We start from the raw sequence: 12,911 nt of genomic DNA on the forward strand, positions 1-12,911 counted from the left end.
TTTCTTACAGGAGGTACATGTACATTGTACACTCTTCCAGTCACTCTACCACATGACCTGTCTGATATAGAAATAAAACAACTATACCCAGACGGAAATGGATTCTGTATACTATCTTGTTCTAAAGTACTGGCGCTGGTAGTAACGGATTGTCAAGGTCACCCACAACAGCAGGAATTGGACCAAATATAAACTATGGTATGCGAAATCATTTTTTATAGTACTTAGCTCTCATTTTTTCCACGTAGTTGGGCCTTTTTCTGAGCTTTAATATCTAAATAGCGATAGTAAATTTGACTGTATTCTGTATCAAAAAAATTAGCAATAATACCAATGTGTTGAACCATGGCTTGGTAAGCAGTATCACTATCTCCAACAATAATAGCATCTACTACAGTACAGTGCTCCTGGAACGACTGTTCTGATCGTCCAGGAAGGGAAGTAATAGCCATATGATACGGGGAGGTTATCATATAGATGCGCATCACAAAATCAGTCAAAAAACGATTGCCAGCAATCTCCATAATCTGCGTATGCAACTTACTACTTAGAGATGAATAAAGAGTGACATCCTCCCCTTCAAGAGCTCTTTGCATTTGAGCTACAGTATTTTTCAGCAACATGATATCCTCAGAACTCCGCTTTTGTGCAGCCATGCTGGCCGTGAGTCCCTCATTGATCTTCCTGATATGGAGCAATTCCCGCAGTTCATCAAAACTCAACTGATGAACGGTAGCGCCGCGGTTCGTTTCATGCGCTACCAAACCGGCCGTAGCTAGACGTTCAATCGCTAATCTGGCCGGTGTACGGCTTACACCAAATTGCGCAGCAATTTGCGATTCCACCAGTCGATATCCCGGTGGTAAATCTCCCCGTATTATCTGTTGCTGTAGCTCAACAAAAATTTTTTCTACTTCACTAGCTTTTTGCCCAACGGACATGAAGAGATACTCCTATCATCTGATGTTTTTATTATAGAGGAAAAGTTAAAATTGCAATTATTATCCCATATTATACCACAGACTCGTTCGAATAACAATCATTAGAGCTTACAAGCGAAATCATATATACTGCACAAAATTATCCCACAAAAAATGTATATTAAGTCTATATTAAATAAAACCCTTGACACACAATACATATAATGATATTTTATAATTAAAAATTGCATTCTATTATCTAAATAATAGCATGCAATCTATGGACAAACTTGTTAGAGGAGGAAATCTTATGAATCAAGCTTTTTTAGTGCGGCCCAATAAACTTTTTACTCCAGGGCCTGTCAATATTCCAAACCGTGTTGCACTCGCATCTATCAGTGCTTGCTACCATCACCGCACCAAAGTATTTTCTGACATTTTAACGGAAACCTTGGAACTTATGAAGCCTCTTTTTGGAACCGTGCGGCCAGTCTATCCAATACATACTACTGGTCGGGGGGCCATGGAAGGCGTGGTCAACAATATCCTTACCCCTAATGACAAAGCTATCGCTATATGTAACGGCAGCTTCGGTACAATGGCTGCTACAATGATGGATCGCAATGGTATCCCCAATGTCCGCTGCTATGAAAGCTGGACTGATACTGTGAATCTAGAATACCTCGAAAAACTGATTCAAGATGAGAAGGCTACTGCCATCACAGTGGTACATAACGATACCTCCAATGGCTTGGTCAACCCGATTTGGGAAATCGGAAAACTGGCCCGAAAATATGACCTTATGCTTATCGTGGACTTTGTCAGTGCTGCCGGCTGCACCCCTTTTAAATTTGATGAATGGGGGGTAGACGCTGTGGTTACAGCCTCCCAGAAAGGTCTGATGTCCCCTGCGGGTATGAGTTTCTGCGTCTTAAGCGAAAAAGCTGAGAATGCCTGTGCTACCATAGAATCCCGTGACTTCTATATTGACTTCAAAAGCATCAAAAAGAGCATTGAGAAAAACGGTCAGACTCCTGGTTCGACTCCTGTTAGCTTAGTATTAGCGGTCCATGAAGCCGTTAAGATGATCCATGAGGAAGGGGTAGAGAATGTTTTTGCCCGCCACCATGACTTAGCCTGCCGCACTCGAGCGGCTCTTCAGGCCATGGGTTTCAAGCTGTTCCCTGAAACCTGCAACTTCCGTAGTGATTCCTTAACTGTCGCCACGCCCCCCGAAGGTGTTGATATCGCCAAGCTTACATCTTACATGCAGAGCGAGTACCATCTACAGATTGGTAAAGGTCTGGGGGATTATGCCAACCAAACTATCCGCATCGCACACATGGGCTATTGTTATATTGAGGATATGATTCAGTGCATTGCTGCTTTAGAGAGTGCAATGGCAACTCTAGGCTGGAATCAGACTGTCGGCAAAGGTCTACAAGCCTTCCTAGCTTACAGTGACAAGTAGTAGGAGGTACATCATGCTGGAATTAAAAGATGTCCAGGATGCCTATAAACGTATTCGCCCTTATATAATCCACACTCCTCTGCTTCGCGTCCCCACGTTAGATGAGTTTATTGGTTGTAAAGTCTACTTAAAGCCTGAGATGTTCCAGCTTACCGGCTCTTTCAAGGTCCGGGGTGCTACCAGCCGCATGACTCTCCTTACAGATGACGAGAGACGGAATGGTGTGGTCACCGCCTCCTCGGGCAACCATGCTAAGGCCGTAGCTTACGCTGCCAGGAAGATGGGCATAAAAGCCACCGTAGTTATGCCCGAGGGTCCCAATCCAGCCAAGTTGGCCGGTATCCAGAAACTGGGGGCGGAGATACGATTCAAAGGAACTCAGACCGGTGAGCGTGTAGCCCTCGCTCGGCAACTAGTTGAGGAAAAGGGCTATACACTCATCCACTCTCATGCCGATTTCTACGTCCTGGCTGGTCAGGGCACTATTGCGCTGGAGGTACTGGAGGATGAGCCGGATATGGATGTCATTGTCTCTCCTGTAGGTGGTGGTGGACTGATTTCTGGCGTCTCTACCGCTGCCAAGGAACTAAAACCTTCTATCCGAGTATTTGGCGTTGAGCCAGCAAGTGCCCCCCGTTATGCAAAAAGCCTAGCAGATGGCAAAGCTCTCACCATTGAGACTCAGTACACCATTGCTGATGGCACCCGTTGTAACCACGCTGACGCCGGGAACCTCGAGATCATCCGCAAACGGGTGGACGGACTGTTCAATGCTAGTGAAGACCGCATTCTTGCGGCCATGGCCTTATGTATAACGGAAGCAAAACTGGTGGCGGAACCCTCTTCTGTAATGGGATTGGCAGCTGCTATGGACGGACAATTATCCGTTAATTCTACTGATAAAGTTTGTTTTATCCTCACTGGCGGCAACAATGACCTGTCTCTGCTAGATCGTGTTATCCACCGCTGAGCAAAGGAGTCTAAATTTATGGGAAAGACCATTGCTGAAAAGATTTTTTCTATAAAGTCAAAATCGGATGCAAAGGCCGGCGATGTAATCATAGCTCAGGTCGATGCAGCCATGTCCAACGATGCCTCTGGCCCTCTGACGATTGAAATTTTTCACGACATGGACGCCACTCAGGTTCCCTATCCAGAACGCATTGCTTTTATTTTAGATCACTATGTCCCCTGCCCAGATAGCAAAGTAGCAGAGTTACAGCAGACTGTCTTCGACTTTTCTACACAATATGGTATTTCTATATTCCAAGCTGGTGAGGGCATTGCTCACCAGGTCTTTGATGAACAAGGCTATGTTCAGCCTGGTCGTCTCATCGTGGGCGGCGACTCCCATAGCACCACCTATGGTTACCTGAACTGCCTTGGCATCGGAATCGGTTCGTCTGATATGGCTATGGTATTTCAAAGCGGCGAATTATGGTTTAAGGTACCTGAAACGATCAAGATTGATTTCATTGGCAAACCAAATCCGGGAATTGGCGGGAAGGAAGTAGCCCTGTGGCTTATCCGGATGTTAGGTGTTAATGGTGGCAACTATAAAGCTGTGGAATATGGGGGTGAAGGTCTTGTCCACTTGTCCATGAATGATAGGCGCACTATCTGCAACATGATGGCAGAGTGTTGTGCAAAGTGTAGTGTGATGCCTTTTGACGCAGTAGCAATGGCTTACTGCTGTGAGAGGGGACTGCCTTCTAATGGCGCAGTTGCCTCTGATTCAGATGCAGTCTACTGTGAGCACTACACTGTGAATCTTTCCAAGATTCAACATATCATCGCCTGTCCACACGGGGTGTCCAACTGCAAAGAGCTGTCCGAGCTAGAGGGCCTGAAAGTGGACATGGTATTGTTGGGCACATGTACAAACGGTCGGCTGGAGGACTTCCGTACTATTTATGAACTGCTTAAACAGACCCCAGGTCGAAAGTTCCAGACAGAAACTTTGGTTATACCCGCCTCCCGTAATATATATATGGCTATGCTGGAAGAAGGAATTGCCACTGAACTACTGTCGCGGGGTGCTATGATTTTGACGCCTAGCTGTGGCCCCTGTTGCGGCAGCAGCCCCGGTGTTCCCAGAAATGGTTTTACTGTTTTATCTACTGCTAACCGGAACTTCTTGGGCCGCATGGGCAACACCGAAGCCAACATCTATTTGGGTTCTCCCTTAGTGGCAGCCGCTTCAGCCCTCACAGGAAAATTCACTGATCCAAAGGAGTTGATGCATCATGGTACAGTTTGAGGGCCCAGCTTTTTGCTTTGGGGACGACATCAACACCGATTATATTATTTCCTCCCGTCGAAAACGCGACACTTTGGATGTAAATATTTTAAAGCAGTATATCATGGAGGATATCCGTCCTGGTTTTTTCCATGAATTAAACGGCACTACAATTTTGGTAGCGGGGGAAAATTTTGGTTGCGGTTCTGCTATGGAAGTGGCTGCTCAAGTAGTCAAGGGCAATAATATACCTGTCATATTAGCTAAGTCCTTTGCAAGGAGCTATTATCGTAACGCTATCAACAACGGTATACTTATTGTGGAAATGGACACCAGTAGTATCCGTGAAAAGGATCTGCTCCGCATAACCATGGACGATAATGGTATTCTGGTAGAGGATTTAAGTAATAAGCTGTCTGTCCGGTGCCCCGGCTTTCGTAAAGAGCTTGAGAATATTATCCTAAGCGGAGGGCTTCTCAAGTTTGTTAGACAACAACGTGGACAAAAGGAAGGGTGTTGATCGTGGAAGAAAAACAGAAAAAAATCAGTCGGCAAAGTTTGCGTAAAGTCTTAGACGGTCCCTCTCAAAAGTTCGCTTTAGCCGCAGGTATTATGTGGATGCTCTTTCAAATCCTGGTCGCTGCACAAATCATCTACATGGTTCCTCACAAAGTCCGCATTGTACATCTGGGCTTTGCACTAATCATGATTTTCCTGCTAACTCCGTTTTTCCATCAAAGCAGACGTGATCATATTGGAATCATGGACGCTCTCCTTGTCATCTTCACAGCAGCAGTGTTTATTGGAATGTTCCTTCGTTATGATGCACTCATCAAAATGGGCGGGCGCTGTGCCGACGTTGATGTAGTTCTGGGTATACTTACCATGATCCTGATGTATGAGGGTGCCCGCCGGGTAGTCAGCCCCGGTCTGTCTATTTTATCCCTTATCGTTCTGGCCTATGCATTTTTTGGCCAGTACCTTACCGGCATTCTGGCAACCAGTGGTTATACGCTGAATCGGATCATTAACCATCTTGTACTTGGAGGCGAAGGCATCTTTGGTTTTGCTCTAGGTGTTTCTGCCGAAACTATTGTGATTTTTGTCATTTTTGGCTCACTACTTCAGGAGGTAGGTATCTCCGACTATTTCTACGACCTCGCCAATGCAATTGCCGGCAATGCCAGAGGCGGTCCAGCAAAAGTGGCTGTTATTTCCAGTTCCTTAATGGGTATGGTCAGTGGCGAAACTTCTGCTAATGTAGCTACCACCGGAGCCTTCACTATTCCTCTGATGAAGCGCGTAGGATATGACGCTAACTTTGCCGGCGCTGTGGAGTGTGCCGCCTCTGCCGGTGGACAGATTCTCCCTCCAGTTATGGGGGCAACCGCCTTCATGCTGGCTGACACACTGGGAATCCCCTATATCAAATTAGCCGTAGCTGCAATTCTACCAGCCCTTCTGTATTATGTCAGCGTGTTTTGCACTGTTCACTTCCGAGCGGTTCGTCTGGGCCTGGGCAGTAGTGGGGAAGCAAAGCAGAATTGGGGAAATTTACTGAAACGTTCCTATCTCCTTCTACCCATGGTTGGTATCGTTGTTCTGTTGGTTATGAATTATACACCTACTTTTTCTGCGTTTTGGGGCGGCATTGTCACTGCATTGGTGCTATCCATGTTGCGCAAGGAAACCAGACTGAATTTGGACAAGATTGTACGTATTATGTACAATTCTGCCAAAACTGCCATGACTCTAGGGACTGCCACCGCAGTAGTAGGTATCGTGGTAGGCACATTTTCTCTTACCGGTATCACCATGACCATCGCCCGCATTATTTTCCAGGTCACAGGGGGCGTCAAACTTCTGACGCTCGTGATGACTATGCTGGTCGCTATGATTTTGGGTATGGGATTGCCCACTTCTGCAGCCTATGTCCTGGCTAGTATAAGCGCCGCTCCGGCTTTGACTTTAGTAGGTATCAGCGACTTGTATGCACATTTGTTTGTTTTCTATTACGGCTGCATGTCCACCATCACTCCTCCTGTAGCCACTGGTGCTTATACCGCCGCCGGACTGTCTGGAGGTAACCCCAACAAAATTGGCTTCTTATCTATGCGACTAGCTGTAGCTGGATTCATAGTACCGTTCATCTTTATTTATTCCCCGGAATTACTACTTACAGGGGATATCGATATTATGGCTACAGTTTTCAGTTTCTTTGTTACAGGTCTTGGACTGCTGTTCCTGTGTGCCGCTGTTGAGGGTGCGCTTATAAAGCCTGTGGCCCCATATGTACGTGTTGCTTTTGCCATTATTGCGCTGCTACTCATCTGGCCTGATGTGCTGGTTTCCTTGATTGGCTTAGTGGTATCAGCAATAGTTGTTGTGGTCTCTATTTTGAGGAAAAAGGAATTAGTGTCCCCAAAAAATTAATATAAATGGAGGAAATAAACATGAAAAAGCTACTCTCATTATGCCTGGCTGTTGCAATGTCTTTAAGCTTATCTGCCTGCGGCAATCCTACCACTCCCTCATCTGGATCCCAAGGTAATTCCTCTGTCGGCAGCCAAACTTCGCAACCAGATCCCAGCGGAAAGACCCTTAGTCTGGGAACTGCAAGTCTTGGCGGTAATTTCTTTACTATGGGTGCCGCTGCTGCCTCTGTAATCATGGATGCTACAGGCCTGTCTGTCACCGCACAGGCAACTGGCGGAAGTGTGTATAATGTAGGCGCTGTCAATGATGGCGAGCTGGATCTGGGTATGTCCCAAGCCAGCGCCGTGGCCTCCGGAATCAACGGTACTGACAGTTACGAAGGCATGGCCACAGAGGATATCCGAACCCTGTTCAACTTCAATGCTACCCCCATTCATATTCTGGTCAAAAAGTCTCTGGGAGCCTCTAATGTGACTGATCTGGCTGGTGCCAAATTTGAATGCTTGGCTCCTGGTGACGGTGTCGAGCTAGCCACAATGAAGCTACTGCCTATGTTAGGCCTTTCTCTGGACGATGTGACTTTGGAATATAGCGGCAGTCGTGTGCAAGCCTCTTCCCGTCTGAAAACTGGTCAGGTAGACGCCATTCTGGACGCTACCGGTTTAGGCGCATCTTGGATTGCCGACATCTATGGTGATGGTTCTGACTGGACTCTGTTGAGCTTGACTCCCGATCAAATCAACACTGTCGTACAGGGCGCTCCTGAGTATTCCCAGATGACAATTCCTGCTGAAACTTACTCTGGTCAAAGCGAAGACGCTATCACAGTTGGACTTTGGACAACTGTATACTGTAATGCCAGCATGGATGAGGATACTGCTTACAGCATCGTGAAGTCCATTATGGAAGGTAAGGAAGAACTGGTAAAGGCCCACAGTTTCTTTAGTGACTTGTCTCCCGAAAACATATCTGATGCCTGTATTGCGCCCCTTCATCCCGGTGCAGAAAAGTACTATAAAGAGGCCGGAGTGTTGTAAATCGGCTCTTACCTGTGGGAGCGAATTATAAGACGATTCGCTCCCGCACAATTTATTGACAACGAGGTACCGCTATGGATATTTTAGCAAGATGCAAAAAGTTAGGCATTGAGATTCCGACCGCTAGGCAACCCGGCGGCACCTTCTCCCCTGTGGTAAAGGTCGGAGAATTGGTTTTTACTTCTGGTCAGACGGCCAAAATAGAAGGTAAGTTACTTTATATTGGAAAAGTGGGCAGTGATCTCACCCTAGAGGAAGGGCAGGAAGCCGCAAAGATCTGCGTACGAAATTGTTTGGCACTCATTAACGACTTCGGCGGTGGTTTAGACAACGTAAAGCGTATTGTGCGTTTGACGGGCTATGTAAACAGCGCACATGGTTTTACCAAACAGGGAGCAGTGATAGAAGCAGCCTCACATCTGCTGTATCAGATATTTGGTGAATTAGGGCTACATGCTAGGACATCCTTCGGTGTGACTGAACTGCCTGGAGATTCTGCATGTGAGATCGAACTGATTGCTCAAGTCGCAATATAGATCGTTTCTATTGAGAGGAGATCCCAGCTATGAAAATTATGGATTGTACCCTGCGTGATGGGGCAAATGTAGTCGGCAACGGCTTTTCAGCGGAATTAACTCAACTGATGTTGAAGGGCCTGACTACAAACCACTACCCAATCATTGAGTTTGGTAATGCCAAGGGAATCGGTGCCTCCAACAAAGGGTTCCCGGCCCCTTTAAGTGATGAAGAGTATTTAAAACTAGCCCAGCCTTTCCTTAAAAAGGCTGAAATTGGTATGTTTCTGAACGCAAAGCGCTACGAAGCGGCTAACATTGAATTAGCCGCCCATTATAACTTAGGCTTTCTACGTTGTGGTAGCGATGCAGGTGATGCCCACCTATATCTGAAGCAAATTAAAGATATCAAAGGGCACGGAATGAAGGCATATTTCTCTCAAATGAAGGCATATATTCTCTCTCCTAATAAACTAGCGGAGGAAGCCCGTCTTCTGGAGGATGCTGGTGTTGATGAGATTACTCTGATGGATTCTGCAGGCTGTATGTTTCCCAATCAGGTTAGCCTATCTGTGGAAGCTATGAAAAACGCCGTCAAAGTGCCTATCGGTTTCCATTGTCACGCTAATATGGGCATGTGCTCTGCTAACGCTTTAGCGGCCTACCGCAGTGGTGCCGATATCCTGGATTGCGGCCTACTGGGCATGGCTCGTAGCGCCGGCAATATGCCAACTGAGTTGGCCACTGCTCTCATGCAGACAGAGGGCCAGTGCGACGAACTTGACTTCTATGGTCTACTACACTTTCTAGATCAAGAGTTAATTCCTGCTATGACACAACAGGGTTATAAGCCCTCATTGCTGCCTAAAGATCTGATTTTAGGCTATAGCGGTTGTCACTCAGCCTTCGTGAAGACCTTTACCGCCGTAGCCGCAGATGCTGGGGTAGATTTGTATCAGTTGATAGTTGAGACCTCCAAACTCAACCGAAAGAATCCTAGCGAGACACTGATGCGTGAGGTCGCCACAAAATTAGCTTAAGCTGTTTCCGCTGCCAAATCGCATCGCTACCGCTCTATATCTTTTATTTGAGAGTGCCGCACTACAAGATGTGAATACCGGAAGTTCAGCAACTTGCACACCATTCAATCTATGCCTAACGTATAGATTGAATGGTATGTAGTCATCTAGTTTTATCTATGTATTATGAACAGTTTAACAGCATCATAAATCTGTGATACAGTCCTAAACAAATTAATGCTTGTTATGTTCTGCTATCGCTTCTGCATTTTTCTTTGTTGTCATACATTGTACTTTTATACCGTAATAGCCCGCCCCCTTTATTATACAAAGGGATACCTTCTTTTCTTCTTCCTTAAAAAGTTCTTATGGCACTACCTGATATCCGAAAGATATTATAATACAACAATAGGACCCCCCCGGCATAGCCGGGGGGGCGGAATACAAAAAGCTCCCGTCCAGCGGTTCTGGACGGGAGCTTTTGCTTCAGCGGGTCGTAGTCAGGCGCCGCTCCGGGATAAAAGGACGGAGGGCCGGCACCCTGGGCAGGGCGGAAAGCAGCAACTGCCCCAGGATAAGGCAGGCGGCCAGCTCGCCCAACCCTACGGTGAGGGCGTTGAAGGCGTAGGCTGCTCCAAAACCCGGGCCGAAGCCGGCCTCGAACCAGGCGATCTCCGCCCCCACGATAACCATGTTGCACACCACTGGGGGAAGGGAGGCCAGCCACCGGTTTGGCATCCGCTGGGTGAGCAGGCAAGCGATGAGGGTGGCGGCGGAGCCGCACACCACATCCAGGGGATAGGGGGAAAACAGATTGGCGATGACGCAACCCACGAACAGCCCCGGCGTGGCGGCCGGGAACAGGAAGGGCAGGACCGTCATGGCCTCGGCCACCCGGAATTGGACTCCGCTGAATGCAGGGACAGGCAGAGCCACGGTGAGCACGGCGTAGACGGCGGCGATCAGCGCCGCCAGAGTCAGGTCTTTGATGGTAAATTTGGACATGAAAAAACCTCCATTTTTTGTTTAGAGAACAGCGGCGGAACCGCTGAACGAACATAGAGCCAGGGATCTTCCCCTGCCACGCTCCGCTCCCTCGTGGTCGGAGACCCGGCGCTTCTATGCTTGGACGAGGTTTGGAAGGAACTCGTCGAGCAATATCTTACCACAGTCCGCGCTGTTTGTCCAGAGGGATCTCTGTCCTTTCCGTGCTGGTGAATCATAGAGGAAAAGCGTCCGCTATTTCATAAGCCGGAGGAAGAATATAGAAAAATGGCCTCTATGCTTTCCCAAGCTTCTGTATATCTTTTCCCAGCCGGAGGGTACCCCGCTGCTCTCTTTTCCAACGCGGAAAAGGCAGCAGATATTATTTCCAATTTCATAGTTCAGCAATAATCTCAAATCTTAGTTTAATCGGCAGCCACCATATCGGGCAACTGCCCGCTTGGCTATTCTGAAATCAGCCTTCCACAGGACAGAAGGAAAACGGAACGCCCTGTCCCTGACCGCAAAACAGAGCAGGCCCTCTCCATATCTGGAGAGGGCCTGCTCTGTTTTGTCCTTATTCCGCAGATATCATATAGTAGTAGACGGGCTGGCCGCCGGGCAGCAGGCTGACCTCCGCCTTGGGGCAGGCCGCCGCGAAGATCTCCTCCGCCCGCTGGGCCTGCTCCTCTGTAACGTCCTCTCCATAGAAGATAGAGATAAACTCTGCCTCCTGGTGTCCCTCCGAGTGGGCCAGCCGGTCCAGCATGGATTCCAAGTCCCGGTCCGTGCCAAAGAGCTGGTGCTCCTCCAGGGCCAGATAGTCCCCCTGCTTGATGGCAAAGCCGCCAAAGTCGGAGTCCCGCGCCGCGTAGGTAATCTCACTGGTCCGGACCCGGCTAAAGCCGTCGGTCATGGCGGCAGTATTGTCCTCCTCGCTGGCGTCCGGTTCGGCGCACAGCATAGCGGAGATGCCCTGGGGGATAGTCTTGGTGGGCAGGACTACCACCTTTTTATCCTCGCACAGGGACACACACTGCTCGGCCGCCATAATGATGTTTTTATTGTTGGGCAGGACATAGACGATTTCAGCCGGTGTGCGCTCGATCTCCTTCAGAATGTCCTCTGTGGAGGGGTTCATGGTCTGTCCTCCACCTACTAGTCCGTCCACGCCCAAGTCACGGAATACAGCCTCCAGTCCAGCGCCGGCGCAGACAGCCACATAGCCAAACTTTTTTTCTGGCGCCGCCTTGGCCGGGCCCTCAGTCCCGCCGGCCTCCAGCTCCCGCTCCACATTCTCCAGATCGTCAGTGCTCTGGACGTGCTTGCCGGCGGCCAGATCCTCCGCCTGAGTACGCATATTCTCGATCTTGGCCAGCTCCAGCGTCCCGTATTTTTGGGACTCGGTCAGGGCCTGGCCGGGTATGTTGGTGTGGACATGAACCTTAAAGGCGGTGTCGTCCTCACCAATGACCAGACTGTCGCCAATGGAATTCAAATAGCGGCGCAGAGGCTCCAGGTCCACATCCTCCCGGTCCTTGCGGATGATATACACGGTGTCGAAGGCAAAGGTGATATCCTCCACGGACAGGGCCTCAAAGTCGGCCTTATCCCCGGAGCCCTCCTTCTCCTCCATCACCTCAGGCATGGGTAGTCCCCGGAGCTCATCCAGCATGCCCTGAAGGATGACCAGAAAGCCCTTTCCGCCGGCGTCCACTACCCCGGCTTTCTTCAGCACGGGATTCAGGTTGACCGTGTCGGCCAGAGCCACATGTCCCTCCTGAATGGCAGCCTCCAGCACGGCCTCGACGTCATTGTTCTCCCGGGCACAGCCGGCGGCCCGGGCGGCGGCCAGACGGGACACCGTGAGGATGGTGCCCTCGGCGGGCTTCATAACCGCCTTATAGGCGGCGGCCACGCCGAAATCCAGAGCGATAGCCAGATCCCGGCCGTCCATGGTTTCCTTCTCCTTGATCGCCTTGGCAAAGCCGCGGAACAACAGAGACAGGATGACGCCGGAGTTGCCCCGGGCCCCCCGCAGCAGGGCCGAAGCGGTCCCCTGGGCGGCCTGACCCACAGCCTGATAGCGGTTCTTTTTCATCTCCGCAGCGGCCGCGCCGATGGTCAGGGACATATTGGTGCCTGTGTCGCCGTCCGGGACAGGAAATACATTTAGATCATTGATGGGCTGTTTCTGCGCGCTGATGGCAGCGGCTCCATGAATCACCATTCGTTGGAAAGCCGCCGCGTCAATATTGTGTACCATAGTGGCTATTTTCCTTTCTATGAA

Annotated in this window: 11 protein-coding genes; 8 read left to right on the forward strand and 3 right to left on the reverse strand. The window is 49.1% G+C overall.

Features of this window, described 5'->3' with window-relative positions; all coding sequences use genetic code 11:
- Window positions 1-224: 224 nt before the first annotated feature.
- Window positions 225-941, reverse strand: coding sequence for a GntR family transcriptional regulator (locus H8S11_RS03915; protein ID WP_186852254.1), 717 nt, complete (start codon window positions 939-941; stop codon window positions 225-227).
- A 289-nt stretch (window positions 942-1,230) separates the two neighbouring features.
- Here H8S11_RS03915 and H8S11_RS03920 point away from each other — a divergent pair, with 289 nt between their 5' ends.
- From H8S11_RS03920 to H8S11_RS03955, 8 genes are all read left to right on the forward strand, one after another.
- Window positions 1,231-2,391, forward strand: a complete 1,161-nt coding sequence (locus H8S11_RS03920; protein WP_186852255.1) for a pyridoxal-phosphate-dependent aminotransferase family protein — start codon at window positions 1,231-1,233, stop codon at window positions 2,389-2,391.
- Window positions 2,381-3,361 (forward strand): threonine ammonia-lyase, encoded by a 981-nt coding sequence (locus H8S11_RS03925; protein WP_186852256.1) that lies wholly within the window; start codon window positions 2,381-2,383, stop codon window positions 3,359-3,361. The genes H8S11_RS03920 and H8S11_RS03925 overlap by 11 nt, the downstream gene beginning before the upstream one ends.
- 18 nt (window positions 3,362-3,379) lie before the next feature.
- Window positions 3,380-4,651 (forward strand): aconitase/3-isopropylmalate dehydratase large subunit family protein, encoded by a 1,272-nt coding sequence (locus H8S11_RS03930; protein ID WP_186852257.1) that lies wholly within the window; start codon window positions 3,380-3,382, stop codon window positions 4,649-4,651.
- Complete coding sequence (locus tag H8S11_RS03935) at window positions 4,638-5,150, forward strand: LeuD/DmdB family oxidoreductase small subunit (RefSeq protein WP_186852258.1); 513 nt, start codon at window positions 4,638-4,640, stop codon at window positions 5,148-5,150. The genes H8S11_RS03930 and H8S11_RS03935 overlap by 14 nt, the downstream gene beginning before the upstream one ends.
- 2 nt (window positions 5,151-5,152) lie before the next feature.
- Window positions 5,153-7,063: a TRAP transporter permease gene (locus H8S11_RS03940; RefSeq protein ID WP_186852259.1), complete on the forward strand. Its 1,911-nt coding sequence runs from the start codon at window positions 5,153-5,155 to the stop codon at window positions 7,061-7,063.
- Window positions 7,064-7,083: 20 nt separating this feature from the next.
- A complete protein-coding gene (locus H8S11_RS03945; protein WP_186852260.1) occupies window positions 7,084-8,103 on the forward strand; it encodes a TAXI family TRAP transporter solute-binding subunit in 1,020 nt (339 codons plus the stop codon).
- A 74-nt stretch (window positions 8,104-8,177) separates the two neighbouring features.
- A complete protein-coding gene (locus tag H8S11_RS03950; RefSeq protein WP_186852261.1) occupies window positions 8,178-8,639 on the forward strand; it encodes a RidA family protein in 462 nt (153 codons plus the stop codon).
- A gap of 29 nt (window positions 8,640-8,668) precedes the next feature.
- Window positions 8,669-9,658: a hydroxymethylglutaryl-CoA lyase-like TIM-barrel protein gene (locus tag H8S11_RS03955; RefSeq protein ID WP_186852262.1), complete on the forward strand. Its 990-nt coding sequence runs from the start codon at window positions 8,669-8,671 to the stop codon at window positions 9,656-9,658.
- A gap of 465 nt (window positions 9,659-10,123) precedes the next feature.
- Here the strand turns inward: H8S11_RS03955 and H8S11_RS03960 are convergent, their stop codons facing one another.
- Together H8S11_RS03960 and H8S11_RS03965 are read right to left on the reverse strand one after the other, a co-directional pair.
- A complete protein-coding gene (locus H8S11_RS03960) occupies window positions 10,124-10,642 on the reverse strand; it encodes a QueT transporter family protein (RefSeq protein ID WP_147573344.1) in 519 nt (172 codons plus the stop codon).
- 556 nt (window positions 10,643-11,198) lie between these two features.
- Window positions 11,199-12,887 carry a DAK2 domain-containing protein gene (locus tag H8S11_RS03965; RefSeq protein ID WP_186852263.1) on the reverse strand — a complete coding sequence of 563 codons (1,689 nt, stop codon included), beginning with the start codon at window positions 12,885-12,887 and terminating at the stop codon, window positions 11,199-11,201.
- Between the last annotated feature and the right edge of the window lie 24 nt (window positions 12,888-12,911).

Source organism: Flintibacter hominis, assembly GCF_014287965.1.
In the GTDB taxonomy this organism is placed as follows: Bacteria; Bacillota; Clostridia; order Oscillospirales; family Oscillospiraceae; genus Lawsonibacter; species Lawsonibacter aceti.